A 25,132-nucleotide genomic window follows, 5' to 3' on the forward strand; every position below is an offset into this window, starting at 1 on the left:
CCGATGAACATGCATGTAGACCGACCGCCCCTGACAATCCGGCTCTGTGGTCCCCGCGGCTTTTGCGCCGGTGTGGACCGCGCGATCCAGATCGTGGTTCTGGCGCTGAAGCGCTACGGGGCGCCAGTCTATGTGCGTCATGAAATCGTCCACAATCGTTATGTGGTCGAGGGGCTGGAAGCCAAGGGCGCCATCTTCGTTGAGGAACTGGACGAGATCCCCGCAGAACACCGTGAACAGCCGGTCGTCTTTTCGGCCCACGGTGTTCCGAAATCCGTGCCGGAAGATGCCGCGAGCCGCAACCTATTCTATCTGGATGCGACCTGTCCGCTGGTCTCCAAGGTCCACAAGCAGGCCATGCGCCATGAGCGACTTGGTCGGCACGTCATCCTGATCGGCCACGAAGGCCATCCGGAAGTCATCGGCACCATGGGCCAGCTGCCGCCGGGCAGCGTCTCGTTGATCGAAACGGTCGAGGATGCCGACGCCTATGAGCCCGCCGATCCCGACAATCTCGGCTACGTCACCCAGACGACGCTGTCGGTCGATGACACCGCCGGCGTGATCGCACGTCTCATGGAGCGTTTCCCGAACCTCACGCCGCCTTCCGCCGACAGCATCTGCTACGCCACGACCAACCGTCAGGAAGCCGTCAAACAGGCCGCTCCGGGCTGCGATCTCTTCATCGTTGTGGGAGCGCCGAATTCTTCCAACTCGAAGCGCCTCGTCGAAGTCGCCTTGAGGGCAGGGGCCACGCGTTCGCTTCTCGTCCAGCGCGCCTCCGAGATCGACTGGGACTATGTCGGCAACATCCGCACGCTCGGCATCTCCGCCGGCGCCTCCGCTCCGGAAGTCATTGTCGATGAAATCATCGAAGCCTTCCGCCAGCGCTTCGACGCCAAGGTGGAACTGGCGATCACCGCAGAAGAAAACGAGCACTTCCTCGTCAATCGTGAGCTTCGCGATGTGGAGCTGACCCGCGAGGATATGGCCTGGGTGAATGGCTGAGTGTGTGAGTGGTGGTCAGAGATGCTTTTCAGGCAGCATCCTGACATGCGGTACGCGCACAATCAAAATATCGACAAGGCACTGCCGATGATAGATCACATGACTGCCATGGTTGAACCTGCGATAGGTTCGATGAGAACGGGGATGCCTGAAGGTTGCGCCTGAATCGGGATGCGTCGCGAGCATTTCAAAAATATCGCGTATTCCAGCGAGATAGACATCGGTCTGGGCCTCACCGAACATATCGATGCTGCTTTGGAGCAGAGTGAGGATGTCTCTGTCGGCCGCACGCGACAGGACATATCTACCCGCCATTCTGTCGCGCTTTCGCCTCAACGAGGATGTCGTCCAGAGTCCGCTCGCTTTCGCCGCTCGTCTCTCCCTCGTCCAGGGCGTTCAACAGCGCTTCATATCGCGCTTCTTCTTCCTCAAGCAGCCTGAGACCTGCCCGGACAGCCTCGCTTGCCGATCCATACCGACCGCTAGCCGTCAGCTTTGCAAGGAATGCGGTGAAGTGATCTCCAAGGTTGATGCTTGTGGTGTTGCTCATGATCAGCCCTTCTTGGTATCTGTGCGCGACATTACTATACTTTGGTAGTTGAGCCAATCGTGAAGGATGGGTTCATATCTCCCGCCCCATTTCCTGTGCCCGATCTCGTTCCTGGGCTGGCACTCTCCGTCGCACCGTTATAGGACTTTGGACCTGATCAAAGCGGCACGGAATTCACCAGTGGCAGTCTATACCGATATCAACGAAATCGACCTCAAGGCCTTTCTTGCCCAGTATGACGCTGGCGAGTTGCTCTCCTACAAGGGCATTGCCGAGGGCGTGGAAAACTCCAACTTCCTGCTGCACACCTCGAAATTCCCGCTGATCCTCACACTCTACGAGAAGCGCGTGGAAAAGTCGGATCTGCCCTTTTTCCTCGGCCTGATGCACCATCTCTCCGAGCGCGGTCTGAACTGCCCGCTGCCCCTGCCGCGCAAGGATGGTGAACTGCTCGGCGAGCTGTCAGGGCGTCCGGCAGCCCTCATCTCCTTCCTTGAAGGCATGTGGCTGAGAAAACCCGAGGCCCAGCATTGCCGCGAAGTGGGAGCGGCGCTCGCCAGGATGCACATCGCCGGCGAAGGCTTCGAACTGACGCGCCCGAATGCCCTGTCGCTCGAAGGCTGGCAGACGCTCTGGGCGAAGTCCGAGGCGCGCGCCGACGAGGTGGAGGAGGGGCTGGAAGCCGAAATCGGTGCCGAGCTCGATGTCCTGGCCACCCATTGGCCGAAGGACCTGCCCGCTGGCGTCATCCATGCCGATCTCTTTCCCGATAACGTCTTTTTTCTCGGCGATAGCCTGTCGGGCCTGATCGACTTCTATTTCGCCTGCAATGACCTCCTCGTCTATGACCTGTCGATCTGCCTGAATTCCTGGTGCTTCGAAAAGGACGGCGCCTATAACATCACCAAGGGCAAGGCGATGATCGAGGGCTACCAATCGGTTCGCCCGCTATCGGCTGCCGAGATCGAGGCGCTGCCAATCCTCTGCCGCGGGTCTGCGCTGCGCTTCTTCCTCACCCGCCTTTATGACTGGCTGACGACACCGGCAGGCGCCTTGGTGGTCAAGAAGGACCCGCTCGAATATCTGAAGAAGCTCCGCTTCCACCGCGCCGTCACCAATGCCTCCGAATACGGACTGATCGCATGAAGCATGTCGAGATCTACACAGATGGTGCCTGTTCGGGCAATCCCGGCCCTGGCGGCTGGGGCGCCATCCTGCGTTATGGCGAGACCGAGAAGGAGCTTTTTGGTGGCGAGGCGGAGACGACCAACAATCGCATGGAACTGCTGGCCACCATCACGGCGCTGAACGCGCTCAAATCGCCCTGCGAGGTCGATCTTTACAGCGACAGCAAATATGTCATGGACGGTATTTCCAAGTGGATCTTCGGCTGGAAGAAAAACGGCTGGAAGACAGCCGACAGGAAGCCGGTCAAGAATGGCGAACTCTGGCAGCAGCTTGACGCCGCCAACCAGCGCCACAAGGTCAAGTGGCACTGGGTGAAGGGCCATGCCGGGCACCCGGAAAACGAACGCGCCGACGAGCTTGCCCGCAAGGGCATGGAGCCTTTCAAGACCTCGACATTCGGCAAGTCTCTGCTGGTGAAGTAGGTCTCACCGCCAGCGCCCCGTCAGGGTTCCAGCGCCTCGTAGGTCCACAGACTGTCGGAATTGGCGGAGGCGCTGAGCATGATGGCGAGCTTTCCACTGTCCCGATCAAGCCGGACATCGGAGGAAAATCCGAGATCGCCGCCCGAATGGCCAACGATCGGCCCCTCAAGCTCAATGCCCATGCCATAGCCGACACCCAGCGGATCGTTCAGCAGCTCGCGCATCATGGCGGGCGAGAGCAGCGACTGTTTCGTGAAAAGCGCATGATAAAACTTCGCCACATCGGCGGCAGAGGCAATCACGCCGCCATCGCCAAAGCCTTCATGGGCGTAGTAGTCGCGATATTGTTGCCCGTCTTCATGTCCTGTCGGAAAGCTTTCGGGCAGTGGGACCGAGCCAAAGACAAAGGCGCCCGTCATGCCGGCAGGTCGCAGGACAAGTCGCTCCATGGCCGCTGCATAGGTTTCGCCGGTCACTGCTTCGATGATCAGCCCAAGCAGAACGTAATTGGTGTTGGAATAATTGAAGTCTGTACCGGGTTCGAACAGAGGAGCCTGGTCAAAGGCATAGGTCAGCGCCGTATGCGGTTCTTGAACCGTGTCGGGATCATCCAGCGCATCGGTCAGATAGGAGTCATCGAGATAGTCCGGCAAGCCGCTGGTCATGGTCAGAAGCTGCCGCAGGGTCACTCGCGAGCTCTGCGGCAACCCGCTCAGGATGGCATCGGGGAGATAGCCGCCAACAGTCTCGTCAAGTTTGAGCATGCCATCCTCCACCAGACGCAGAACGGCAACGGAGGTCATTGTTTTGCCGACTGAGGCGATGGCAAACGGCGTTTCGACCGTTGCACCGCCCTCTACCATCACCGAGGCCGCGCCATTGGCTTCGCGATACTGTATCGTCGCTATATCCCCCGCATGCGCCAGTCCGGGCAGCAGCAGGGCCATGTATAGAAGGCGTCTCACGGTAATGCCACGAGCTTATCAAGCTGTGCAGCAAGTATCGAAAAAGCGCTTAACTGGTTCATGACGTTGCTGCCCCCTCAGCTTGAACATCGAATGGTTACGAAAGATCGGCAATTCTTGGCGATCAATCAACCCTTTTCCGCTTCAGGCCGCGATCTTCTGGGCGAGGTCCTTAGCCGTCAGATAGCAATTCGATACAAGTTGCCCGTCACGCGCGATGGCAAAGACACCATAAGGCGTCGGCGAGAGTTTTCTCACATCGATCAGTTCCAGTGTGCTTATGCCATCCTCACTTACGATCGGATGAGGATGGTGAAGATTCGCTGCTTCTTTAAGGACCCGGATCACGAAGCATCCGGCATTGTCTCGAAGCAGGCAGCCGCCGCCGTTTCCTGCCCTTGCCCTTTCTCGCATTCTGCCTATCCTGCGCACGCAAAAGACAACGAGGAGACATCCATGATCCAGCATTGCGTGTTCCTGCGCTTCAAGGCGGCTGTTCAACAGGCAGAAAAACAGGCGATCTATGATGGTATTCTGGCGCTCAAGGATGTCGTACCGGGCATGCTGGATGTGAAATTCGGCCCGAACGTCTCCCCCGAGGGTCTCAGCAGCGGCTATGATGACGGCTTCATCGTCACCTTCGAGAATGAGATCGACCGCGACTACTACCTCAAGCATCCCGATCATGTGGCCGTTGGCGAACGGATCGTCAGCGCCACCGATGGTGGCCTCGCCGGTATTCTGGTCTTCGATCTGGCCGCCTGACCGGGCGAGACTTATAAAAAAGGCCCGGTTTCCCGAGCCTTTCAAGTCAAATATTAAGGCAATGGTTCAGAGCTGCTCGATCATCGTGGCAGCGGACGAGACTGTGGCCTGGCCCGGGTTTTCTTCAATGTTGAGGCTTTTCACCACGCCGTCTTCAACCAGCATGGAATAGCGCTTCGAGCGAACACCGAGACCACCTGCCGAAAGATCGGCATCAAGCCCGATCGCCTTGGTGAAGGAAGCATCCCAGTCGGCGAGGAAATGGATCTTGCCCATGCCGCCGGACTGCTGCGCCCAGGCACCCATGACATGCCAGTCATTGACGGAGATGACGGCAATGGCGTCGACGCCGCGGGCCAGAATCTGATCGCGGTTCTCCAGATATCCGGGAAGGTGATTGAGCGTGCAGGTTGGCGTGAATGCACCGGGAACGGCGAAAAGTACGACCTTCTTGCCGGCAAAGAGTGAGTCGGTGGTCACTTCCACCGGGCCATCCGCGGTCTTTTCCTTGAATGTTGCCGAGGGCAGCTTCTCACCAATCGAAATCGTCATGGAAAATCACTCCTTGTCTGGATTGCAGCGCCGGTGTCTGAATGACTGCGCGTTGCCCGCGAATATAGAAACACCCTATTCAAAGGCAAGCGCGCTTTCCATGGCGCGATCATTCCCCAGAATCAGCACACCCCATTCTTGGCCCGAAATGCTGTAATTCTTGGGGAGCTTGCCGATCTTCACGGCCACTTCCATCCGTCCATTTTCTCTTTTCAGCACGTCGTGATCCATGAAGACATGGCCACTCGGCCCCGTCACAAAAATCTGCGGGTCCGTGACACCTTCGGGAAGCTCCAGGGTCAGATCGAGCTGCTTATGGTCGTCGTGCATCGTGTGAGCGACGATACGAAATGTTTCCGAGGGGGCTTCGGGAAGGGTCGTGCGAGCGCGCGCCACAAGTGCGGCCTCAACCGGATTGGCCGGCGCTGCAGTATGGATGGACAGCGAAAGATCTGCCTGAAACGGAATGCAGATGTTTTGACACACGCCAATAAACGCCTGGATATCAATGGCGTGCTCGCCCCCATCCGCAGGCCCTTTGAGCGTCACAGGTAACAGGACTGTTGCATCATAACCGATGTCGCGGAGCCCGCTTTTGTCGAGCAATTTCGGGACCGGAAAAGCAATTTCCTCAACACTGAAAGCGCTGCCTTCATGGGGTGTCAGCGTTGGTGGAATGCCGGCATCGCCGGGCTCTTTCCAGTAGGTGATCCAGCCTGCCTGCGGCTCGATGACCAGCGCGCCCTGGTAAATGCCGCCCCCATCGGGCGGAAGAACTATGAGCCGCATGCGCCCGCCTTCATTCACCGCCCAGTCGCTGGTCGCGGCCATAGCCTGCGGAATGAGGACGGAAAGACCTGCAACGAGGCCAAGCGCCAGATACAGGAAACGTTTTAGGGCAGGGAGCGTTGTCATGGTTCATGGCTCTAGAATAGTGGCATGGGGAATGCCAGACACGCTTTTTCTTTTGTCATCATTTTCGGTTGATCGCACGCAGCTTCTGCCCCATCTTGATGAATGAGAGGAATTCAAGCGGAACTCCAGCCCCAAGGCCAGAAGGCTCATCAAAGGAGGCAGGCATGGCTTTAGTGTCCCCGAATACCCAGCGCGAGCGTGGCTATCTCGATGGCCAGTTCCTGATTGCCATGCCCAACATGGTGGATGGCAACTTCGCCCGAACCGTCATCTATATCTGTGCCCATTCCGATGCCGGCGCCATGGGTTTCGTGATCAACCGCGCCCAGCCTGTCACCTTTGCCGAGATGCTGCTGCATCTCGAACTGATCGACCGCAATGATGCGATCATGCTGCCAGACCATGCCCGCCATTTTCCGATCCAGTGCGGCGGCCCGGTCGAGCAGAACCGGGGCTTTGTACTCCATTCGGATGATTATCTCTCCGACAGCTCGATCCCTGTCAGCGACGACATCTCGCTGACCGCCACGCTCGACATCGTGCGTGCCATTTCCGACGGACGTGGACCTCGTCGCGCCACCATGCTGCTCGGCTATGCCGGCTGGGGGCCGGGCCAGCTTGAAAGCGAAATCGCCGCCAATGGCTGGTTAAACTGTCCCTCGACCGAAGAACTGCTCTTCGACCGCCGCCTCGATAGCAAATACGACCGCGCCCTGTCACTGATGGGCATCAACCCGGCCATGCTGTCGATGGATGCGGGGCATGCGTGATGAGACGTTGAAGTTTAGCGGGTGAAATCGGCAGCTGAGAAAGCCGCCGGCAAGCAGCTATTCATCGTCGGTTGCGGCAAAGACCAAGCCAAATATCGGCGCAAACCTTTCCAGGATTTCCGTCATTATGTCATCTGGAACGCGGTCTGTCGTTTTCTGAGCCATACGGTTACGCCAGTCTAACGATTTAACCTGATCAACTTGGATGACTCCGGTGATTGCAGTTCCTGCGGCAGACAGCGGAACGGCAAATCCAGTGAGGCGAGAGGCTTTGCCGACCGTGGTTACGGGAGCGATGAAAGCAAGCCCTGTGGCCATATTGAACTTGTAGGCTGACAAGATCACGCCGGCATGACGACCACGTTGCTCCTTTCCGGAGGCGGGTTGCAAGTCGATCCACCAGATTTCTCCTGGCGCAGGAATGTTTGGCCTTACCAAGTTTCATTCCCTACCGCTGGTGCATCAAGCCATTCCTGCTCTTCAACTGATCGCTGTCCATCGGGATCATATCCAGTGATCAATTCGTCCAAGGTGTACTTCGGTTGACGCACCTTAAGCAGTGACGGTTCCGCTTTGATAGGTTCGGCTATCACCTGCCGTCCCTTCACGGAAATCATCATTTCCTGTCCTTCGGTCAGGCCCAACATATCTCGTGCCGGTGCAGGTACCGTCAAAACAAGCGATCCGCCGGCCTTCTTCAGCTTGGATTTGGTGGAAAAGCTGGCTACAGGTTCACTTGGCTTAGTTCGCGCCATCAGTTTCGGCCCCTACTGTTCTATATTTGTATAACATTTAGGAAGCCATTACGGCAACTCAAAGAAAACTGATGCCCAACCCACTCACGCCCGCTTCATCAGCGGAAACCGTTCCTTCAGGAGGCGCATGGCCGCGTCGCTGCTGAGTGGCGGGCCGAAGAGGTAGCTCTGGCCGTAGTCGCAGCCGAGCTTGGCAAGTTCGGCGGCGTCCTGATCGGTTTCGATGCCTTCCGCCACGACCGCCATATCAAGGCCGCGGGCCATCTGGATGACGGAGCGCAGGAGAACCAGGCGCTTTTCCGAGGGATCGCACACCAATGCCTTGTCGAGCTTGATCGTGTCGAAGGGGAAGCGCGTGAGATAGGCAAGCGATGAATAGCCGGTGCCGAAATCATCGAGCGCCAGGCTGAGCCCCGTCTCGCGCAGTTTCTCCAGCACAAGCCGCGCCTGCTCCGGATTTTCCATGACGACGGATTCGGTCAGTTCCAGCTTGATCCGCTTCGGGTCGCAGGAGGTGCGCGCCAGCAGTGCCCGTATATCGTCATAAAGATCAGTGCTGATCAGTTGGGCGCTCGACAGGTTGACCGAAAGGAAGATCGGCAGATCGCCTGTCTGGTTTTCCCATTCAGCCAGATCGCCCGTCGCCCGCTCGATAGCAAACAGCCCGAGCGGCGTGATCAGGTCAGACATCTCGGCGATCGGAATGAATTCAGAAGGCGGAATGGTGCCGCGCTTGGGATGGTCCCAACGCATCAGCGATTCAAAGCCGGCCAGTTCACCATCGGATAGGCGTACGATCGGCTGATAGGCGAGCGTCAACTCCTTGCGCTCTATGGCGCGGCGCAGATCCGTCTCAAGCTGCAGACGATCGGTGCTGACGGTCCGGAAGGCCGGTCGGAAAGGCTCGACGCGATTGCCGCCGGCGCGTTTTGCCCGGTACATGGCAAGCTCCGCATCGGCCAGCAGGCTGACGGCACTTTCCTGCTGGTCGACCCAGGAGACAAGACCGATGGAGGCGGTCAGAACCACTTCGCGATTGGCGAAATTGAGCGGCACCATGATTGCCTTGGAGATCGCATCGGCAAAATCGGCAACCTTCGCCGGATCGCGCTCGGACACCAGAATGAGGCCGAATTCATCACCGGAAAGTCGGGCCAGCGTGTCCTGCGGCCTCAGCAGGCGGCGAAGCCGCCGCGTGATGGCGATCAGGATGTTGTCGCCTGCTGCAATGCCAAGCGAGTCATTGACCTGCTTGTAACGGTCGATATCGATGGCAAGCACCGTCGGACGCACGGAATCGGCGCTCGTCGCGAGTGACAAGACGCCCTGCAATCGATCGAGGAAGACCTCGCGGTTCGGCAGGCCCGTCAGATTGTCGTGCATGGCATCCGACAGGAGACGGTCCACCGAGTTCTTCTGCTCGGTGACGTCGATGATCGTGCCGACACAGCGGATCACTTCGCCATTGGAGCCGAGAACGGGTCGGGCGCGGATTTTCAGCCAGTGGAAATGCCCGTCTTCGGCGCGCACCCGGAATTCATGGTTGAGACGGCCCTTGCGGTGCTCCAGCAGCACGTCGAGCGTCGCGCGGAAACGGTCGCGATCATCGGGGTGCAGGCGCGGCAGCCAGTTGCGCGCGGCGCCATGCATGGAGCCGGGCGAGAGCCCGAGCCGGGTGGAAACATCCGGGATCGTCACGATCCGGTCGCGCGCCACATCCCAGTCCCAGACGGTATCGCCGGAACCCGTCAGCGCCAGCGACTGCCGCTCAAGATCGGAAAACAGGCCTTGCTGATAGGCGCCACCGGCAAAGGCATGCTGCATGACGGTAAAGCCGATCAGGAGGACGATCAGCACCAGACCGCCGCCAAGCGCTGGCTGAATGATGTCGTTGTCCAGCTGGCCCGTGACCGTCAGCCAGCTGCCAAACAGCCAGACAAGGATCAGCGCCCAGGTCGGGACCAGTAGAACGGCTCGATCGTAACGGTTGAGGCCGAGATAGATGATGAGCGCGATGCCAACCACGCCGGTGAGCGCGAAGGAGAGGCGCGCAATGCCTGACGCAATGGCCGGGTCAAAGATCGCCACGCCGAAAAGCGCCGCGAGCCCGAGCATCCAGGCCAGCGTCGCATAGCCGAGATGCACATGCCAGCGATTGAGATTGAGATAGGTGAAGAGAAAAATGACCAGTGACGAAGCCAGCGCGACTTCCGCGCTCGCGCGCCAGATCCGTATGTCGCTTGCCGTGATGCTGATCAGCTTCTCGACAAAACCGAAGTCGACGCAGATATAGGCAAGCACCGCCCAGGCAAGAGCCGCCGCCGCCGGCAGCATGGATGTGCCCTTGACCACAAAAAGGATCGTCAGGAATACCGCCAAAAGGCCTGCAATACCCAGAACAATGCCGCGATAGAGGGTGAAGGCGTTGACCGTATCCTTATAGGCATCCGGCTCCCAGAGATAGATTTGCGGCAGTTCGGGGTTCGACAACTCGGCGACAAAGGTGATCACCGAGCCCGGATTGAGCGTGATGCGAAACACATCGGCATCGGGACTTGGAACGCGATCGAGCGCAAAGCCTTCCGACGGCGTGATGGCATTGATCCGCTGCGCGCCGAGATCGGGCCAGAACAGCCTTGATCCGACAAGCCGGAAATGCGGCGCAACGATCAGGCGCTCCAGCTGTTCTTCCGAGACATTCGCCAGGGCAAAGACCGCCCAGTCGCCCTGGTGACCGGGTGAGTCGGAGCGAACCTCGATGCGCCGGCGAATGCCGTCGTCACCGGCCGCAGTCGAAACCTGGAAGGCTTCACCCTGATTGACGTAAATCTCGGTCGTGGTGGTCAGATCCAGCGCATTGTCATCTCGCGCGATCTTGACCGGTTCGACGGCCAATGCCTCCCCAACCGCAAACGTCGCAAGGCAGATGGCAAGCATCACCAGCAGGCGTGCCAGACGCATGGCGGCCGGCGGAAGGGAAAGCCACTGCACCATCATCGCCTGTCTTTGCCTTGCGATCCCTGAGAGCCGGCAAGCTTCGAATAGAGCATGTGATCCCGCCATTGGCCGTTGATTTTCAGATATTCCCGCAAGAGACCTTCCCGCTCAAATCCTGCCTTTTCGAGCAGCCGAATGCTGTTCACGTTGTCCGGAATACAGGCTGCCTCGATCCGGTGCAACTCAAGACCCTTGAAGATATAGGGAATAGCCAACTGAAGTGCGGCAAACATGTGGCCTTTGCCCGCATATCGCTCACCCATCCAGTAACCGATCATGCAGCTTTGCGCCGCGCCGCGCCGGATCAGACCAATCGTCAGGCCGCCGAGTAGCGTGTCATCCGTCCTGTCAAAAAGAAAGAAGGGAACAGCGAGCCCGCTGCTGAACTCCTGTTCATTGCGTAGAACGCGGCTGCGATAGGCCCGCATCGTCAATTCGTCAGTTCGCCAGGTTGGCTCCCAGGGTTGCAGGAAATCGCGGCTCTCGCGTCGCAGCGCGTGCCATGGCTCATAGTCGCGAAATCTCGGCAGACGCAAAACATGCTTGTCGCTCGTCAATTCCGGTAGTTCCGGCTGCCGTGACAGAAACCGAAAAACCGAACGCGCCATCAGCAGTCCCCACGTGACGGAGCCTGCGACCAGTCGTGCCGCAGGATCGAGTTGACCTGTCGCGCCGTCCTCAGCCGGTGGCCTTCAGGGATGCGCCGCCGGACAGTTTACCCGAAGAAAGCGCACCGGCAATCTCATCGAGCGAGGCCAGCTGGTCGATCGGACCGATGGCCGACAGTGTCGGCGCGGCGTCGAAGAAAAGCCGACCCGCAAGATCGGTCAGCCGCTCCGTGGTGATGCCGGCAAGACGATCCATCAGCTCCTGGTTCGGGATGATCCGCCCGTAAAGCATCATCTGCCGCGCCATCTGTCCGGCCCGCGCTGCCGGGCTTTCCTGTCCCATCAGCAATTGCGCGCGGATCTGCGCCCGCGAGCGCTCGATTTCCTGACCGTCGATCTTTTGCGACGCCTTGCGCAATTCCTCCAGAATGACAGGCACCAGTTCCGGCAGGTTCTCGCCGCCGGTGGCCGCATGCACGCCGAAGATGCCGGTATCGGAAAAGCCCCAGTGGAAGGCATAGACGGAGTAGCATAGGCCGCGAATTTCGCGCACTTCCTGGAAAAGACGCGAAGACATGCCGCCGCCCAGGATATTGGCAAGGATCTGCGAGCAGTAGAAGTCACGCATGTGATAGGCCTTGCCCTCGAAACCGAGCAGCACCTGCGCATCCATCAGGTCGCGGCTTTCGCGCGCTTCCCCGCCGGTATAATGCGCCGTGTCCATCAGCGGCTTCACTTCAGGCTCCGTGCGAAGCCCGGCAAAACGGTCTTCCACCTGCCGCACAAAGGCATCATGGTCGACAGCGCCGGCTGCGACGACAAACATGCGGTCGGTGGTGTAGTTGCGTGCAAGATAGGCGCGGATCTGGTCGCTGGTGAAGGACTGCACCGTCTCCGGCGTGCCCAGGATCGCGCGACCGATGGTCTGGTCCTTGAAGGCCTGTTCGGAGAAGCGGTCGAAGACAACATCATCCGGCGTATCGTCCGCAGCGCCGATCTCCTGCAGGATCACGTGCTTTTCGCGCTCGAGCTCGTCTTCGGCAAAGACGGAATCCGTCAGGATGTCGGCAAGAATGTCGACTGCCAGCGGCACATTGTCCTTCAAGACGCGCGCATAATAAGCGGTCGTCTCGGTCGAGGTGGCGGCATTCAATTCGCCCCCGACATTCTCGATTTCCTCGGCAATCTGACGCGCACCACGCTTGTGCGTCCCCTTGAATGCCATGTGTTCCAGTAGATGGGCAATCCCATGCTCGGCGGGGGTCTCATTGCGGGAACCGGACTTGATCCAGGTTCCAAGTGCCACACTTTCGAGATGCGGCATGTTTTCCGTCACAACCGTCAGGCCCGAAGGCAGCCGGGTACACTCAACACTCATGGGTCCGTCTTTCTGCGCTTCTTATTTGTCCGCCCGGGCATGCTGGCCAATGAAGTCTTCCACGGCCTTCAGCTCCGCCGGCAGGATATCAAAGCGCTCCTCCCTGTCCATCAGATCAGCAAGCCACGCCGGAAGCGCGGGGTCAATACCGGAGGCCGATTTTACTGCAGCCGGAAACTTCGCTGGGTGAGCGGTCGCAAGCACCACCATCGGGCTTTGCGGCTTTTCAAACTTTTTCGCCACAAGCACGCCAACAGCGGTATGTGGATCAAGCAGATAGCCGGTCTCGCCGAGAACGGACTTGATGGTCCTGGCTACTTCCTTCTGGGTCGCGCGGCCTGCGCGGAAGTCCTTGCGAATGGCCTTCAGCGCTTCCGGCTTGATCTCGAAAGCGCCGGACTGCTTCAGCCCCTCCATGGAGGAGCGAATGGCAGAGGCGTCGCGGCCATAGGCTTCATAAAGCAGCCGCTCGAAATTGGAGGAGATCTGGATGTCCATGGAAGGGGAGGTGGTGGCCATCACACCCTTCATCTCGTAGCGCCCGGTCTTCATGGTGCGCGCAAGAATGTCGTTGTCATTGGTGGCGATCACCAGTCTGTCGATTGGCAGGCCCATCTTCTTCGCAACATAGCCTGCAAAGATATCGCCGAAATTGCCGGTCGGCACCGTGAACGACACCTTGCGGTCCGGTGCTCCAAGAGCCACAGCCGAGGTAAAGTAATAGACCACCTGCGCCATGATGCGGGCCCAGTTGATCGAGTTGACACCGGAAAGCCTGACCCGGTCGCGGAAGGTGACGTCATTGAACATGGCTTTCACGAGGTTCTGGCAGTCGTCAAAATTGCCCTCGACGGCAATGGAATGCACATTGGCCTCGGTCGAAGAGGTCATCTGACGCTGCTGTACCGGCGATACCTTGCCATGCGGGAAGAGGATGAAGATGTCGGTGCGCGCCCGTCCGGCGAAGGCGTCAATCGCAGCACCCCCTGTGTCACCCGAAGTCGCGCCGACAATGGTCGCGCGCTCGCCCCGCTGTTCCAGAACATGGTCCATCAGCCGTGCGAGGAGCTGCATCGCCACATCCTTGAAGGCCAGCGTCGTGCCGTGGAACAGTTCGAGCACGAAGGAATTCGGCCCCGTCTGCACCAGCGGTGCGACTGCCGGATGCTTGAAGGTGGCATAGGCTTCGTCGATCATCGCCCGGAAGGTGTCGGGCTCGATCTCGCCATTCGTGAAAGGCAGCAAGACCTCGAAGGCAACGTCCTGATAGGACTTGCCCCGCAGGCCCCGGATCGTCTTCTTCGACATCTGCGGCCATTCGCGCGGGACATAAAGCCCGCCATCACGGGCAAGCCCGGCGAGAAGCGCATCACAGAAGCCGAGGCTTGGTGCCTCTCCGCGGGTCGAGATATATTCCACGAGTATTATCCTTGAACTGAAAGGGCGGGGCGACGGGAAAGCCCGCAGACTTGGACGTAGGAGACTGAGGCATATGAGACTAGGGCGTATGCGCCTGACAGGTGTGCCGATTTGCGCCGTGACCTGCGCCATGATTTCGCAATGACGGCAGGTCCGGAGCCAAGGCTTTCCCGGTGCATTACCTGCCATTGCCCTCGATGCGGTGAAATTTGAAGCAAAACGCCGGCTACCCAATCGATTTTTCTCAGCGCCGCTGGTATAGACCATCCGCAAGGGGCCTGAAAAGCCTCTAGTTTGGAAGTTTGAAGGGTCGATCGAGACCCGGCATGCGATAGGTGGAAGTCTGGTGTCTGTAAACGTGTTGCGCGGTGTCTTCGGTGTTTCGCTTCTTCTTGCCCTGGCTGGCTGCAATGCCGGAGGCACCGGACTGGACTTTGGTCTTGGCGGCGGTCAGGCGCAGCCGCAGGCCCCGCAACAGCAACAGCAGCAGGTCGCCGCCGTTGTGCAGGGCATCTGCCCGAACATCAATCTGCGCGACGGAACGGCTTTCTATCGCACCTATGCGCGCGGCGGCGACAATGATCCCGAAAAGGTGATCTACCAGGCGTCGCTTGCCGATACGACACGCGCCTGCGTTAGAACCGAAAGCGAGATCACGATCACGGCCATGGTCAAGGGCCGTCTCGTGGCCGGCCCTGCCGGAAAGGCCGGCACCATCAACCTGCCAATCCGGGTGACAGTGACCGACCCGACCGGCGAAATCTATTCGGAACTCACTCAGTATCCTGTCACGCTTGCCGATGTAAACCAGCCGACGCAGTTCATCTTCAGCAAGCCGGTCACGATCCCTGGCAATGTCACCGGTCTGACCCGCGTCCTGATCGGTTTCGATGAAGGCAAGAAGCGATAACTCGGCTTAAATGGTAGGAGCGGTCGCAGACATTAGGATCGTGACCACCACCTACCGACTTCGATCGCGGTGTAGCTATCCGTGGGCAAGCTTCGTCTCAATCACGGTCAGCCGCGATTCAAGATCTTGGGCAACTCGGAAGGCTTGAGAAGCGTCTTGAAGTGCTGTCAGGACTTCATTGTATTGACCGACCACGTCTATCTGCGTTCTCTTGATGTCACGGGATCGCTCGTCCAGAACCAACTCGGTTTCGTCAAGTCGCGAGATGATCGCCTCCAGCCTCGTCGACGTTTCCGCATGTTGTCGCGTCGCAAGTTCCTGCAATGAGTTCATTTTCCGATTGAGTTTGGTGATTTCCGTCTCAACAGTGCTGAACTTTTCAATTGCAGCCTCGACCATGCCCAAAGTCCGTTTCTGGCCGTTGAACAGGGCTTCGATGAGTGTCAGCAGTTTGGTCTCTTCCGTGCCGGTCATGCCTGATCCTCAAACATAGATCCAATATGGCATCCATTCAGGCAGAGGGCAAGTAATCCTGCACGTATTGGTAGTGGTGTTGTCTACCCACGCCGTGTCAACGCCACGAGATAGCGGACCGGCTGTTGCGTCGCATTGGTGAAACTGCAGTCGACCGGCGCGCCAAGCTGGAGGCAGTCTCCAGCCATCAGCCGGTGCAGTCGTCCGCCTTCATTGAAGTCGAGCCTGCCCTCCATCACCCAGATCTGCTGGTGCTGGAAGGTAAAGGCTGAGGCCGGGTAGGGGATGCTGACGCCGGCTGGCAGCGTCACGTCCAGCAGTTCCAGATGTCCACCATTGGCGGGCGAAATCGTCCGCCGGGTATAGCCGGTTTCAGGGTCGGTCCAGATCGGTTGCTGGCCAAGGCGGAGAAGCCGTTCGCCATCGCGCTCGGCAAGCGCCAGAAGCACAGAGAGCGGCAGGCCAAAGGCCCCTGACAGACGGCCCAGCACCATCGCCGTCGGGCTTGCCTCCGATCGCTCCACCTTGCTGATCATCGCCTTGGAGACGCCGGAACGGGCTGCAAGCTCCGACAGCGACCAGCCGCGACTTTCCCGCTCAAGCTTGATCCGTCCGGCAATGGCCCGACCCTGATCATCCGCCTCTATGCCGGACCCATCGACAGCGTCCGTTTCCACCTTTTCCTGTTCCAGCCCTCTTGCCAAAACGCAAATCCTTGTCTTCTATAGTGGACAATTGAATACAATAGGTGACGCGTCGCGGCAAGGCCATGGAGGCCCCGCCGGCGCATGGAACCAGCAAACGGGAGCATAATCCAGTGCCACGCCAGATCCATTTCAACGCCTTCGACATGAATTGCGTCGGGCATATCCAGCAGGGGCTCTGGGCGCATCCGCGCGACCGCTCGATGGAATACAATCGGATCGGCTACTGGACGGACTATGCCCAGCGTCTGGAAAAGGGTCTGTTTGACGGTATTTTTCTCGCCGATGTCGTCGGCATATATGATGTATTGAGCGGTAGCCCGGCACCGGCCTTGCGCGGGGCCGTCCAGGTTCCGGTCAATGATCCGATGATGCTTGTTCCCGCCATGGCGGCCGTTACCCAGCATCTCGGTTTCGGCGTCACCGCCAATCTGATGTATGAACAGCCCTTCCTCTTCGCCCGCCGTATGGCAACGCTTGATCACCTGACGGGTGGTCGCATCGGCTGGAACATCGTGACCGGCTATCTCGACAGTGCGGCGCGGGCCATCGGGATGGACGGTCAGATGGCCCATGACGACCGCTATGATCTGGCCGACGAATATATGGAGGTGGTCTACAAGCTCTGGGAGGGAAGCTGGGAGGACGATGCTGTCGTCGCTGACCGGGGCGCCCATCTCTATGCCGATCCGGCCAAGGTGCATGCCGTCCACCATCATGGACGGCAATACAAGGTCGACGCCGTCCATCTGTGCGAACCCTCGCCGCAGCGAAGCCCGGTGCTCTATCAGGCGGGCTCTTCCCCGCGCGGTCGCCAGTTTGCCGCCACCCATGCCGAATGCGTCTTCGTCAACGGTCAGAAGAAGGAAGGGGTGCAGGAAATCGTCAGCGATATCCGCACCCGCGCCGAAGCGCTTGGTCGGCGCGGCGATGACATCAAGGTCTTTCTCGGGGCCACCATCGTGACGGGCCGGACGGAGAAGGAGGCGCGCGACAAGTTCGAGGATTATCGCCGCTATGTCAGTTCCGAAGCGGCACTGACCCATGCCGCTGCCTCGATGGGCATCGATTTCAACAAGTTCGACTGGGATGAGCCGGTCGAGACCGGAAAAAGCGAGGCAATCACCTCCAATATCAAGGCCATGGATCGTGCGGCAGGTCCGCAATGGACCAAGCGCAAGTTGCTTGAACAGATGGTGCTCGGCAGCCGCCAGCCGCCGCTTGTTGCCTCCGCCGATCAGGTGGTCGACTGGCTTGTCGATTGGGTGGACACGACCGGTGTTGATGGTTTCAACCTGTCGCGCACGGTAGTGCCGGAATGCTTCGACGATATCATCGAACTCGTCATCCCGCGCCTGCAGGAGCGTGGTCTCTACAAGACCGCCTATTCCGAAGGCCCGCTGCGTCAGAAGCTGTTCGGCACGCCGCGCCTTCCTGACCGCCACACCGGTGCAAGCCATCGGGTGCGTCATGGCTGAGCCGCTCGTCAAAACCGCCATGTCTATTGCCGACATCCAGGATGTGCCCTCGCCGGAAGCCTTTCGCCAGGCCATGGCGAACCTTGGCGCAGGCGTCGCGATCATCACCTCCGATGGTCCCGCAGGCCTTGCCGGCTGCACGGTCTCAGCCGTCACCAGCGTCTCCGATCAGCCGCCGACGCTGCTTGTCTGTCTGAACCGCACAAGCCGAAACAATAGGGTCATGCGTGAAAACGGCAGCCTTTGCGTCAACCTGTTGGGGCACCGCAACCAGCCTCTCGCTGCCCGCTTTGCCGATGGCAGCCTCACCGTCGAACGGCGTTTCGAAGAAGGCAGCTGGAACTATCCAGCGGACGGTTCCCCCGCCCTCGACAATGCACTGGCATCGCTGCAATGTGCGGTGACGGATATGAGCGAGGTCGGCAGCCATACCGTCTTCTTCCTCACGGTCCACAGCATCGGGTTTGGCGAACCGGGGGAGGGGCTTGCCTATTTCCAGCGCCGGTTCCACGGTCTGCCACTAGCAAATGCCAGCTGAGGGGTGACAATGAGCGCGACGACCAAAGGCGAGCCGCAGGCGCATTGGCGGCATCTGGCCATCCTCTGCCTCGCCGTCGTCCTGTCCATGACAGCCTGGTTTTCGGCGACAGCCGTGGGTCCGGAGCTTGTCAGCCTCTGGTCGCTGTCTCCTGCCATGTCAGCCTGGCTGACCAATGGCGTGCAGATCGGTTTCGTGACAGGCGCGTTGCTGTCGAGCTTCGTCAACCTGCCTGATATCGTGCGCCTCAACCGACTGATGGCGATTGCCGCCCTGGTGGCCGCTCTCGCCAATGCCCTGCTGCTGGTGGCGCCTTCCCCGGCCATGGCCATGGCAAGCCGTGTCCTGACCGGCATGGCGCTGGCCGGTGTCTATCCGCCAGCCATGAAGCTCGCCGCCACCTGGTTCATCAAGGGCCGGGGGCTGGCTCTGGGCGCCGTCATTGCCGCACTGACCGCAGGCTCGGCACTGCCGCATCTGACCCGCGCCTTTTCCGGCTCGCTCGACTGGCAGGTGGTCGTCATTTCAGCCAGTGTCGCCCTCATCGCCGCAGCTATCCTCTTTCAGACAGCGATCCACGAAGGCCCCTATCCCTTTTCGCGTGCTGTCTTTCGTCTTGGCCAGATCCGCGATGTCCTGCGGGACCGCAACCTGCTTCTCGCCAATCTCGGTTATTTCGGTCACATGTGGGAGCTCTATGCAATGTGGGCCTGGCTCCTGACCTATTTGAGGGCCGCGCCCGCACTCGCCGATCTGTCGCCCGGTGCCGCCTCCGGTTTGACCTTTGCCGCAATTGCCGCCGGTGTCGTCGGCTGCTTCGCCGGCGGCATCCTGTCCGATCGTTACGGTCGAACGGCGACCACTGCCGGCATGATGATCACGTCCGGTGCCTGTGCTGCCTTTATCGGTTTTGCCTTTGTCGGCCCGGCCTGGCTGCTGGCGCTGGTCATCCTCATCTGGGGCGCCTCGATCATTGGCGATTCGGCCCAATTCTCTGCAGCCGTCACCGAACTCTCTGATCCGCGCCTGGTCGGCACGGCTCTTTCGCTGCAGATGGCCATCGGCTTCCTCCTGACCGTCGGTGCGATCTGGCTGATGCCAGTGCTCGCAGAAGCGCTGGATAGCTGGCAATGGGTCTTCCTGTTCCTCGTTCCCGGTCCGGCGATCGGTGCTGGTGCGATGCTTGCTCTGAGGCGCAATCCTGCATCCTTGAAGCTTGCCCAGGGTCGCCGCTAGGTGTTAGACAGTGGCACGTCTCTGCCTGGGGCGGATCGTTCTAACATTTTCAATCGCTAAGGTTTTTTGAAGCCGCGACCGTCATATCGCCGGTGCGCAGGTCAGTCTGGTGGGGAGGCTGATTTGAGGATTGCCATTGTCAGGAATCCGGTTGCCGGCGGTCAGGGACAGCCGGTTCAATGGGCAAAAGCGCATGCGGCTTTCGCCAGCAGGTTTCCGGATCTCTCCCTCCACGAGACGCAGCGCAGCGGCGATGCCAGCCGCCTCGCACGAGAACTCGCCAATCAGGGTGTGGACCTGATCATAGCCGCGGGTGGAGATGGGACGATCAGCGACGTAGTTGACGGCATCCTCTCTTCCTCACGGCCACAAACGCCCCTGACCCTGCTACCGCTTGGAACCGGCTGCGACTTCGTCCGAAACTTCTCCCCGCCGAGGGATTGCGACGCGCTGGCCGAGCATGTCGCCGCCACGCCACCCCGACAGATTGATGTCTTGCGCCTGACCCACACAAGCACGACCGGCGATCAGATCACACGCTACAGCGCCAATATGAGCAGCGTCGGCATTTCGGGTGAAATCGTCCGTGCGGTCAATGCACCCGGTCATCGCAAGATACTGCGCGGGCCGCTCCGCTTTCTGGTGCATTCTGTCGCCGCCATCCTCTGCTACCGCCCCTATTCGGGGCGGGTGATTGTTGACGGGCAAGAGGTGTATGATGGCCTTTTCGGGATAGTGGCCATAGCCAATGGTGCCTGGTTTGGCGGCGGCATGCATGCTATCCCCAATGCCGATCTGGCCGATGGTCTGCTCGACGTGGCGATCATGCGCCAGACCACGGTCCTCGGCCTTTTAAACCTGTTGTCGAAGCTCTATTCGGCAAGTCATGTGACCCATCCCAAACTGAGCTTTCACCGGGGCCAGCGGGTTGAGATCATCCCCAATCAACCGGCCCGTTTCCCGGTCGAAGTCGATGGCGAGACGCCGATTATCGGTGGCTTTTCCTGCGAGATTGTGCCCGCAGCCCTGACAATCAGGCTCTGAGAAGCGGCAGAGGCAACCGCTCAGGCGACCCCGGCCCAGCTTTCCATCGCCGCAATGACGGCAGGCAGGTCGTTCATCCGGGCGATGACGGTTTCGGCGCCCGCATCGGTCAGCTGATCGGCATGGGAGGGGTAGGTGTGCGAGGCGCCGGTAAAGCCAATCACCCGCATGCCTGCGGTTCGCGCGGCATGCACGCCATGCACCGAATCTTCGACCACCACGCATTTGGACGGGTCGACGCCGAATTGCTGCGCCGCATGCAGGAAGATGTCCGGCTTCGGCTTCACCCGGTCTGGCCCCAGATCCTTGGCCGAATAGATATGCGGCGCGAAACTCTCCTTCAGGCCGACCTTGGTCAGCATCATGTCGAGCCGATGGGCCGAGGAGTTCGAGCAGATGCAACGCGGGCCCTTGAGCCGGGCTAGCGCAAAGGGAACGGCTTCGATCGCCTTTACCTCGCGGGCAAGCTTCTGGTCGAGCAGCTGTTCCGACTTGTCGATCAGGCTTGCCGACAGCGGAATGTCGATTTCCTTCTCGATGGTCAGAAGAATGTTCTTCCAGGTCATCCCGGCAAAGCGCTCGCCCATCTCCTCGATCGAAATCGGATAGCCCGCATCCGTCAGAAGCTTCGATTCCACCTTGGCGGCAATGATTTCCGAATCGACGAGCACGCCGTCGCAATCAAAGATGGTCAGTTCGAAGCTGCTCATGGGAGGTCCTGTTGATCGTCCGGGAAGGCGGCTTGCTACACGATCAGGGCCAAAAGAACAATGCACAGGCCGGCAAGACTGCCATGCGAATTGCCGGTCTGTGCAGATAGTCCAGGTTGCTAACCCGCCATCTCGAGCAGAACCATCTCGAAATCCTGCGGATAGCGCCTGAGCCCTCCCGTCTTTTCCATCATGTCGGCAAGCCATATCCCGTCCGCCGAAAGGCGCACTGCCGTCAAAACCGGATCACTATCCGTCTCGGCATGTTGCGCCATGCGCTGGTCGAGCCAGGACGACCAAAGGATGCGAAGCGCGGGTTCCGAGACGATCGCGACGGAGAGCGCTGCCCAAAGGCTCCGCTCACCCATCAGCCGGTCTGAAAAACAGGCGCGCACATAGGCACGGGTAAATCGTCCTTCAGCCCTCGGGTCTTTCTCGATCGAGGTATCGATTTCCCGGTCCAGCCGCTCCAGAAGATCGGCAAAGACGGCGGCAAGCAGTGCCTGCTTGCTATCGAAATGATGCAGCAGCCCACCTTTCGTGACCCCGGCACGGTCTGCCACCGCCTGGATGGTCAGGGCCGCAGCACCGTCCTCCGCTGCAATCTGTGCCGCGCAATCGAGGAGCGCCCGGCGGACCTGCTCCGGCTGCTTCCTGCGCTGATAGGGGGAAGGTGGGGAAACCTCGCTCAATGGGACACCGTTTTCGACAGCATGTTCATCACGACGACGCCGGCAACAATCAGCCCGATCCCGGCAAGCGCCGGCAGATCCAGCGACTGGCGGAAATAGAGGACGCTGATCAGCGCCGTCAGCACAATGCCAAGCCCGGCCCACATCGCATAGGCAATGCCAAGCGGCATTCCCTTCAGCGCCACGCTCAGGAGATAAAAGGAGGCGGCATAAAACATCACCATGCCGGTGGTCGGCAGAAGCCGGGTGAACTGCTCGGATTTCTGCAACAGTGTCGTCCCGATCACTTCAAGAACGATGGCAGCGCCAAGAGCGCTATAGGCAGTGATGGCGGGGGACATGGGCAAACTCCGGAAGACAGATTAAACATACCATACGGGCGGTTTCTTTTCAAGATCTGTCGGAGCGGTGTGAATGGCTGAGCAGGTTCCGCCGAAATGCCCCATGGGTTTGCGTTTGGAACCTCGGACAAACGACGAAGCAAGGCGGAAAATCGTTGGCTTGCCGCAGAAAGCCTGCCCGAACGAACACAGTTAGTGTCACAAAAAGTTATTAAGTATGAAAATATTTGCCTAACACAATTTTGCCCTGTTTGCGGCGCGACCTTACGTCCGCCCATCGGGCCTGTTCCACCAAACACAGGACATCAAGCATGTGCCAGGAATGTGAAACTCAGGGACTTGATCGTCGTCAGCTCTTCAGACTCGCCGGTGGCGGGCTGACTGTAGCTGCCCTATTAGCCGCAGCCGGCAGGCCTGCAGCCGCCGCTTCGTCCGCCAGCCAGTGGGCGGCCGTACCCGTCACGCCGGCCGAAGCACTAGCGCGGCTGAAGGAAGGCAATCTGCGCTTCGTTAAAGATGCACAAAGCTGCGCGGCCGATCTTTCGGCGTTGCGCGGACAGCTCGCCGGTGGTCAGCACCCCTGGGCCACCATTCTCACCTGTTCCGACAGCCGCGTCAGCCCCGAACTGGTCTTCGGCGGCTCCACCCTGGGTGACCTCTTCGTCATCCGCAATGCCGGCAACGTGCTCGACACAGGGGCTCTCGGCACAATCGAATACGGCGCCGAACACCTGAAATCTCCGCTCGTCGTCGTCATGGGTCACAGCAATTGCGGTGCCGTTACCGCCGCCTGCGACGAGGTGACCAAAGGTAGCGAGATCGGTGGCTCGATCGGCAAGATGCTGCAGCCCATCCTTCCGGTGGCGCTCGCCGCGCGTGAGGGCGCGCAGGATTTCGTCGCTGAGACCGTGCGGCAGAACGCTATATCCGGCGCCCGCCGGATCACCGAAGAAAGCGATATCCTCCGCGAGCTGGTCGGATCTGGCAATGTCATGGTGGTTGCCGGCGTCTACGACATCACCTCCGGCCTGGTCGATTTCATTGAGGCGATCTGAATGTGGCGGCGGCAGGGCAGGGACCTGTCGCCGCATCGCCCGTCATACGGCCTCTGCGCCGCTCTTCAGCGGAAACCAGGCCAGAAACTGCCGTTCTCCCTCAGGTGAAAAGCGGATGATCCGACTGTCATCGACCCGTCGCGCCAGGCCATGATCGAGAAAATGCGAGAGCAGGGCCTCACCCAGGCTGCCTGCGAGATGCGTGCGCCTTTCGCTCCAGTCGAGGCAGGCGCGGCAGAGCGGGCGGCGCTTGGCGCGAAGCCTGCCGATGTCGAGACCCCGTGCGTCGAGCAGGGCCTCGCCACCTGCCGTGAGGGTCAGCGCCTCGTCCTCGGCCCGGATCGCCCCTTGAGCGATCAGACTGTCCAGCATGCGCACGCCGAAATCGCCGGCCAGGTGATCGTAGCAGATCCGCGCCTTGCGCAGCTCCGGCTCCTTCGGGCCGGTGCGGTGACGCAGATGCCCGCGCGTCGCCGAAAAGCTCATCAGGCTCTCGATCATCGCCCCGACATGACCGTCGGCCAGCGCGAAATAGCGATGCCGCCCCTGCTTGCGCAGGGAAAGGAGCCCGCCCTCTTCGAGCTTCGATAGATGCGAGCTCGCCGTTTGCACTGTCACCCCTGCAGCCCCGGCCAGTTCTGTCGCCGTCAGCGCCTTGCCGCCGATGAGCGCGAGCAGCATGTTCGAGCGCGCCGGATCGCCGATCAGTGCGGCAATGCGTGCAATATCCGGTCCTTCCGCCATGTGATTGCCTCCAGGTTCAAACACGCAGTCTGCCTCGCCAGTGTAGCCGATGCTTCGATCCCGGTCGAACTGTTGAAGTGAGGGATCGGGTAAAACTTCGATCCCGATGGAAGCATCCAATCCTCTGGTTATGGCAAACCCGCCTCGCAACAAACGAGGAGCCCCCCCATGATCACCTGCATCATCCGCTACCGCATCGACCCCTTCGGTCGCGACGACTTCGCCACCTACGCCCGCAACTGGGGCGAGGCGATCCCGCGTTGCGGCGCCGATCTCGTCGGCTATTTCGCCCCGCATGAGGGCTCGGCAACCACGGCCTACGGCATCTACCACATCGAAAACCTCGCAGCCTACGAAGCCTATCGCGCCAGGCTGGCCGCCGACCCGCTCGGCAAGGCCAATTACGAGTTCGCGAAAAAGGCGCGCTTCATCCTGGAGGAAGACCGGCTCTTCCTCAAAAACGTCTCCAACCCGCCACTCCTGAAGGTCCAGCCATGATCGCCGTGATCTTCGAGGTTGTGCCCTTCGTCGGCGAGCGCCACCGCTATCTCGATCTCGCCGGAGAATTGCGAGCCCGGCTGGAAACCATTGACGGCTTCCTCTCGGTCGAGCGCTTCGAAAGCCTGACGACGCGGGGCAAGCTCCTGTCGCTCTCCTTCTGGCGCGACGAGGAGGCGGTTCGCCGCTGGCGGGAGACGGAAGAGCACCGCCTGGCACAGGCGGCAGGGCGGGGGACGGTCTTCGCCGACTACCGCCTGCGCGTCGCCCATGTCCTGCGGGACTATGGCAAGCATGCCCGCGACGAGGCGCCAGCCGATAGCCGCGCGGTCCACGGGTGAGCCCGCTTGCATCAGGTGACGCCGGCCCAGCTTTCCATCGCCGCAATGACGGCAGGCAGGTTGTTCATCCGGGCG

General features: G+C 60.1%; 31 protein-coding genes. 13 read left to right on the plus strand and 18 right to left on the minus strand.

Annotated elements, in window-relative coordinates:
- Positions 1 to 3: 3 nt before the first annotated feature.
- Complete coding sequence (gene ispH / locus FE840_RS08965; RefSeq protein ID WP_138285206.1) at positions 4 to 1,008, plus strand: 4-hydroxy-3-methylbut-2-enyl diphosphate reductase; 1,005 nt, start codon at positions 4 to 6, stop codon at positions 1,006 to 1,008.
- A 15-nt stretch (positions 1,009 to 1,023) separates the two neighbouring features.
- Here the strand turns inward: ispH and FE840_RS08970 are convergent, their stop codons facing one another.
- Positions 1,024 to 1,323 (minus strand): type II toxin-antitoxin system RelE/ParE family toxin, encoded by a 300-nt coding sequence (locus FE840_RS08970; protein ID WP_138285205.1) that lies wholly within the window; start codon positions 1,321 to 1,323, stop codon positions 1,024 to 1,026.
- The gene (locus tag FE840_RS08975; protein ID WP_138285204.1) at positions 1,313 to 1,558 is read right to left on the minus strand and encodes a type II toxin-antitoxin system ParD family antitoxin; all 246 of its coding nucleotides are present in this window, start codon (positions 1,556 to 1,558) and stop codon (positions 1,313 to 1,315) included. Before FE840_RS08975 ends, FE840_RS08970 begins: the two co-directional genes overlap by 11 nt.
- A 180-nt stretch (positions 1,559 to 1,738) precedes the next feature.
- Between FE840_RS08975 and FE840_RS08980 the strand changes: the two genes are divergently transcribed.
- Both FE840_RS08980 and rnhA read left to right on the plus strand, forming a co-directional pair.
- A complete protein-coding gene (locus tag FE840_RS08980) occupies positions 1,739 to 2,704 on the plus strand; it encodes a homoserine kinase (protein ID WP_138285203.1) in 966 nt (321 codons plus the stop codon).
- Complete coding sequence (gene rnhA / locus FE840_RS08985; protein ID WP_138285202.1) at positions 2,701 to 3,168, plus strand: ribonuclease HI; 468 nt, start codon at positions 2,701 to 2,703, stop codon at positions 3,166 to 3,168. Before FE840_RS08980 ends, rnhA begins: the two co-directional genes overlap by 4 nt.
- A 20-nt stretch (positions 3,169 to 3,188) precedes the next feature.
- On the opposite strand, the gene FE840_RS08990 is transcribed toward rnhA, so the two are convergent.
- Together FE840_RS08990 and FE840_RS08995 are read right to left on the minus strand one after the other, a co-directional pair.
- Positions 3,189 to 4,115, minus strand: coding sequence for a serine hydrolase domain-containing protein (locus FE840_RS08990; protein ID WP_179028203.1), 927 nt, complete (start codon positions 4,113 to 4,115; stop codon positions 3,189 to 3,191).
- A gap of 162 nt (positions 4,116 to 4,277) precedes the next feature.
- Entirely contained in the window at positions 4,278 to 4,547 is a 270-nt protein-coding gene (locus FE840_RS08995; RefSeq protein ID WP_138285200.1) for a hypothetical protein, read from the minus strand.
- Positions 4,548 to 4,589: 42 nt separating this feature from the next.
- On the opposite strand from FE840_RS08995, the gene FE840_RS09000 reads away from it, so the two are divergent.
- Positions 4,590 to 4,898: a Dabb family protein gene (locus FE840_RS09000; RefSeq protein ID WP_138285199.1), complete on the plus strand. Its 309-nt coding sequence runs from the start codon at positions 4,590 to 4,592 to the stop codon at positions 4,896 to 4,898.
- Between the two features lie 66 nt (positions 4,899 to 4,964).
- Here the strand turns inward: FE840_RS09000 and FE840_RS09005 are convergent, their stop codons facing one another.
- Both FE840_RS09005 and FE840_RS09010 read right to left on the minus strand, forming a co-directional pair.
- Entirely contained in the window at positions 4,965 to 5,450 is a 486-nt protein-coding gene (locus FE840_RS09005; RefSeq protein ID WP_138285198.1) for a peroxiredoxin, read from the minus strand.
- 75 nt (positions 5,451 to 5,525) lie between these two features.
- Positions 5,526 to 6,365: a protein-disulfide reductase DsbD domain-containing protein gene (locus FE840_RS09010; protein ID WP_138285197.1), complete on the minus strand. Its 840-nt coding sequence runs from the start codon at positions 6,363 to 6,365 to the stop codon at positions 5,526 to 5,528.
- Positions 6,366 to 6,529: 164 nt separating this feature from the next.
- Here FE840_RS09010 and FE840_RS09015 point away from each other — a divergent pair, with 164 nt between their 5' ends.
- On the plus strand, positions 6,530 to 7,135 hold the full coding sequence (locus FE840_RS09015) for a YqgE/AlgH family protein (protein WP_138285196.1): 606 nt from the start codon (positions 6,530 to 6,532) through the stop codon (positions 7,133 to 7,135).
- Between the two features lie 57 nt (positions 7,136 to 7,192).
- On the opposite strand, the gene FE840_RS09020 is transcribed toward FE840_RS09015, so the two are convergent.
- The 6 genes from FE840_RS09020 to thrC all read right to left on the minus strand — a co-directional run bounded on the left by FE840_RS09020 (position 7,193) and on the right by thrC (position 14,301).
- On the minus strand, positions 7,193 to 7,573 hold the full coding sequence (locus FE840_RS09020) for a type II toxin-antitoxin system PemK/MazF family toxin (protein WP_138285195.1): 381 nt from the start codon (positions 7,571 to 7,573) through the stop codon (positions 7,193 to 7,195).
- Entirely contained in the window at positions 7,567 to 7,890 is a 324-nt protein-coding gene (locus tag FE840_RS09025) for an AbrB/MazE/SpoVT family DNA-binding domain-containing protein (protein WP_138285194.1), read from the minus strand. Before FE840_RS09025 ends, FE840_RS09020 begins: the two co-directional genes overlap by 7 nt.
- 84 nt (positions 7,891 to 7,974) lie before the next feature.
- Positions 7,975 to 10,827, minus strand: coding sequence for an EAL domain-containing protein (locus FE840_RS09030; RefSeq protein WP_246318901.1), 2,853 nt, complete (start codon positions 10,825 to 10,827; stop codon positions 7,975 to 7,977).
- A 56-nt stretch (positions 10,828 to 10,883) separates the two neighbouring features.
- Complete coding sequence (locus FE840_RS09035) at positions 10,884 to 11,495, minus strand: GNAT family N-acetyltransferase (RefSeq protein ID WP_138285193.1); 612 nt, start codon at positions 11,493 to 11,495, stop codon at positions 10,884 to 10,886.
- Between the two features lie 70 nt (positions 11,496 to 11,565).
- Entirely contained in the window at positions 11,566 to 12,873 is a 1,308-nt protein-coding gene (locus FE840_RS09040) for a M16 family metallopeptidase (RefSeq protein WP_138285192.1), read from the minus strand.
- A gap of 21 nt (positions 12,874 to 12,894) precedes the next feature.
- Complete coding sequence (gene thrC / locus FE840_RS09045; protein WP_171033650.1) at positions 12,895 to 14,301, minus strand: threonine synthase; 1,407 nt, start codon at positions 14,299 to 14,301, stop codon at positions 12,895 to 12,897.
- A 337-nt stretch (positions 14,302 to 14,638) separates the two neighbouring features.
- Between thrC and FE840_RS09050 the strand changes: the two genes are divergently transcribed.
- Positions 14,639 to 15,202, plus strand: a complete 564-nt coding sequence (locus tag FE840_RS09050; RefSeq protein WP_138285190.1) for a hypothetical protein — start codon at positions 14,639 to 14,641, stop codon at positions 15,200 to 15,202.
- Positions 15,203 to 15,277: 75 nt separating this feature from the next.
- Here FE840_RS09050 and FE840_RS09055 read toward each other — a convergent pair whose 3' ends face one another.
- A complete protein-coding gene (locus tag FE840_RS09055) occupies positions 15,278 to 15,676 on the minus strand; it encodes a hypothetical protein (protein WP_138285189.1) in 399 nt (132 codons plus the stop codon).
- An 83-nt stretch (positions 15,677 to 15,759) separates the two neighbouring features.
- The gene (locus FE840_RS09060) at positions 15,760 to 16,323 is read right to left on the minus strand and encodes a helix-turn-helix domain-containing protein (RefSeq protein WP_138285955.1); all 564 of its coding nucleotides are present in this window, start codon (positions 16,321 to 16,323) and stop codon (positions 15,760 to 15,762) included.
- 170 nt (positions 16,324 to 16,493) lie between these two features.
- On the opposite strand from FE840_RS09060, the gene FE840_RS09065 reads away from it, so the two are divergent.
- From FE840_RS09065 to FE840_RS09080, 4 genes are all read left to right on the plus strand, one after another.
- Positions 16,494 to 17,858 carry an LLM class flavin-dependent oxidoreductase gene (locus FE840_RS09065; protein WP_138285954.1) on the plus strand — a complete coding sequence of 455 codons (1,365 nt, stop codon included), beginning with the start codon at positions 16,494 to 16,496 and terminating at the stop codon, positions 17,856 to 17,858.
- Complete coding sequence (locus FE840_RS09070) at positions 17,851 to 18,396, plus strand: flavin reductase (RefSeq protein ID WP_246318735.1); 546 nt, start codon at positions 17,851 to 17,853, stop codon at positions 18,394 to 18,396. The genes FE840_RS09065 and FE840_RS09070 overlap by 8 nt, the downstream gene beginning before the upstream one ends.
- Before the next feature lie 9 nt (positions 18,397 to 18,405).
- Positions 18,406 to 19,632 carry an MFS transporter gene (locus FE840_RS09075; protein WP_138285188.1) on the plus strand — a complete coding sequence of 409 codons (1,227 nt, stop codon included), beginning with the start codon at positions 18,406 to 18,408 and terminating at the stop codon, positions 19,630 to 19,632.
- A 123-nt stretch (positions 19,633 to 19,755) separates the two neighbouring features.
- Complete coding sequence (locus FE840_RS09080; protein ID WP_138285187.1) at positions 19,756 to 20,676, plus strand: diacylglycerol/lipid kinase family protein; 921 nt, start codon at positions 19,756 to 19,758, stop codon at positions 20,674 to 20,676.
- Between the two features lie 20 nt (positions 20,677 to 20,696).
- Here FE840_RS09080 and FE840_RS09085 read toward each other — a convergent pair whose 3' ends face one another.
- The 3 genes from FE840_RS09085 to FE840_RS09095 form a co-directional block, all read right to left on the minus strand.
- On the minus strand, positions 20,697 to 21,386 hold the full coding sequence (locus FE840_RS09085; RefSeq protein WP_138285186.1) for an HAD family hydrolase: 690 nt from the start codon (positions 21,384 to 21,386) through the stop codon (positions 20,697 to 20,699).
- Positions 21,387 to 21,505: 119 nt separating this feature from the next.
- The gene (locus FE840_RS09090; RefSeq protein WP_138285185.1) at positions 21,506 to 22,078 is read right to left on the minus strand and encodes a TetR/AcrR family transcriptional regulator; all 573 of its coding nucleotides are present in this window, start codon (positions 22,076 to 22,078) and stop codon (positions 21,506 to 21,508) included.
- Complete coding sequence (locus FE840_RS09095) at positions 22,075 to 22,419, minus strand: DMT family transporter (protein ID WP_138285184.1); 345 nt, start codon at positions 22,417 to 22,419, stop codon at positions 22,075 to 22,077. Before FE840_RS09095 ends, FE840_RS09090 begins: the two co-directional genes overlap by 4 nt.
- A 311-nt stretch (positions 22,420 to 22,730) precedes the next feature.
- On the opposite strand from FE840_RS09095, the gene FE840_RS09100 reads away from it, so the two are divergent.
- Positions 22,731 to 23,474: a carbonic anhydrase gene (locus tag FE840_RS09100; protein WP_138285183.1), complete on the plus strand. Its 744-nt coding sequence runs from the start codon at positions 22,731 to 22,733 to the stop codon at positions 23,472 to 23,474.
- 42 nt (positions 23,475 to 23,516) lie between these two features.
- Here the strand turns inward: FE840_RS09100 and FE840_RS09105 are convergent, their stop codons facing one another.
- Positions 23,517 to 24,218 (minus strand): ArsR/SmtB family transcription factor, encoded by a 702-nt coding sequence (locus tag FE840_RS09105; protein ID WP_138285182.1) that lies wholly within the window; start codon positions 24,216 to 24,218, stop codon positions 23,517 to 23,519.
- Positions 24,219 to 24,386: 168 nt separating this feature from the next.
- On the opposite strand from FE840_RS09105, the gene FE840_RS09110 reads away from it, so the two are divergent.
- Entirely contained in the window at positions 24,387 to 24,716 is a 330-nt protein-coding gene (locus tag FE840_RS09110; RefSeq protein ID WP_138285181.1) for an NIPSNAP family protein, read from the plus strand.
- A complete protein-coding gene (locus FE840_RS09115) occupies positions 24,713 to 25,057 on the plus strand; it encodes an antibiotic biosynthesis monooxygenase family protein (RefSeq protein ID WP_138285180.1) in 345 nt (114 codons plus the stop codon). The genes FE840_RS09110 and FE840_RS09115 overlap by 4 nt, the downstream gene beginning before the upstream one ends.
- Positions 25,058 to 25,132: the final 75 nt, after the last annotated feature.

Source organism: Peteryoungia desertarenae (assembly GCF_005860795.2).
GTDB classification, from domain to species: Bacteria; Pseudomonadota; Alphaproteobacteria; order Rhizobiales; family Rhizobiaceae; genus Allorhizobium; species Allorhizobium desertarenae.

Excerpts from the sequence above, each read along its gene's own strand:
- ispH (WP_138285206.1), top strand. The coding sequence starts at position 4 with ATGAACATGCATGTAGACCGACCGCCCCTGACAATCCGGCTCTGTGGT.
- FE840_RS08970 (WP_138285205.1), bottom strand. The coding sequence starts at position 1,323 with ATGGCGGGTAGATATGTCCTGTCGCGTGCGGCCGACAGAGACATCCTC.
- FE840_RS08975 (WP_138285204.1), bottom strand. The coding sequence starts at position 1,558 with ATGAGCAACACCACAAGCATCAACCTTGGAGATCACTTCACCGCATTC.
- rnhA (WP_138285202.1), top strand. The coding sequence starts at position 2,701 with ATGAAGCATGTCGAGATCTACACAGATGGTGCCTGTTCGGGCAATCCC.
- FE840_RS08990 (WP_179028203.1), bottom strand. The coding sequence starts at position 4,115 with ATGGCCCTGCTGCTGCCCGGACTGGCGCATGCGGGGGATATAGCGACG.
- FE840_RS08995 (WP_138285200.1), bottom strand. The coding sequence starts at position 4,547 with ATGCGAGAAAGGGCAAGGGCAGGAAACGGCGGCGGCTGCCTGCTTCGA.
- FE840_RS09000 (WP_138285199.1), top strand. The coding sequence starts at position 4,590 with ATGATCCAGCATTGCGTGTTCCTGCGCTTCAAGGCGGCTGTTCAACAG.
- FE840_RS09005 (WP_138285198.1), bottom strand. The coding sequence starts at position 5,450 with ATGACGATTTCGATTGGTGAGAAGCTGCCCTCGGCAACATTCAAGGAA.
- FE840_RS09010 (WP_138285197.1), bottom strand. The coding sequence starts at position 6,365 with ATGACAACGCTCCCTGCCCTAAAACGTTTCCTGTATCTGGCGCTTGGC.
- FE840_RS09015 (WP_138285196.1), top strand. The coding sequence starts at position 6,530 with ATGGCTTTAGTGTCCCCGAATACCCAGCGCGAGCGTGGCTATCTCGAT.
- FE840_RS09025 (WP_138285194.1), bottom strand. The coding sequence starts at position 7,890 with ATGGCGCGAACTAAGCCAAGTGAACCTGTAGCCAGCTTTTCCACCAAA.
- FE840_RS09030 (WP_246318901.1), bottom strand. The coding sequence starts at position 10,827 with ATGCTTGCCATCTGCCTTGCGACGTTTGCGGTTGGGGAGGCATTGGCC.
- FE840_RS09035 (WP_138285193.1), bottom strand. The coding sequence starts at position 11,495 with ATGGCGCGTTCGGTTTTTCGGTTTCTGTCACGGCAGCCGGAACTACCG.
- FE840_RS09040 (WP_138285192.1), bottom strand. The coding sequence starts at position 12,873 with ATGAGTGTTGAGTGTACCCGGCTGCCTTCGGGCCTGACGGTTGTGACG.
- FE840_RS09055 (WP_138285189.1), bottom strand. The coding sequence starts at position 15,676 with ATGACCGGCACGGAAGAGACCAAACTGCTGACACTCATCGAAGCCCTG.
- FE840_RS09070 (WP_246318735.1), top strand. The coding sequence starts at position 17,851 with ATGGCTGAGCCGCTCGTCAAAACCGCCATGTCTATTGCCGACATCCAG.
- FE840_RS09075 (WP_138285188.1), top strand. The coding sequence starts at position 18,406 with ATGAGCGCGACGACCAAAGGCGAGCCGCAGGCGCATTGGCGGCATCTG.
- FE840_RS09085 (WP_138285186.1), bottom strand. The coding sequence starts at position 21,386 with ATGAGCAGCTTCGAACTGACCATCTTTGATTGCGACGGCGTGCTCGTC.
- FE840_RS09095 (WP_138285184.1), bottom strand. The coding sequence starts at position 22,419 with ATGTCCCCCGCCATCACTGCCTATAGCGCTCTTGGCGCTGCCATCGTT.
- FE840_RS09100 (WP_138285183.1), top strand. The coding sequence starts at position 22,731 with ATGTGCCAGGAATGTGAAACTCAGGGACTTGATCGTCGTCAGCTCTTC.
- FE840_RS09105 (WP_138285182.1), bottom strand. The coding sequence starts at position 24,218 with ATGGCGGAAGGACCGGATATTGCACGCATTGCCGCACTGATCGGCGAT.
- FE840_RS09110 (WP_138285181.1), top strand. The coding sequence starts at position 24,387 with ATGATCACCTGCATCATCCGCTACCGCATCGACCCCTTCGGTCGCGAC.
- FE840_RS09115 (WP_138285180.1), top strand. The coding sequence starts at position 24,713 with ATGATCGCCGTGATCTTCGAGGTTGTGCCCTTCGTCGGCGAGCGCCAC.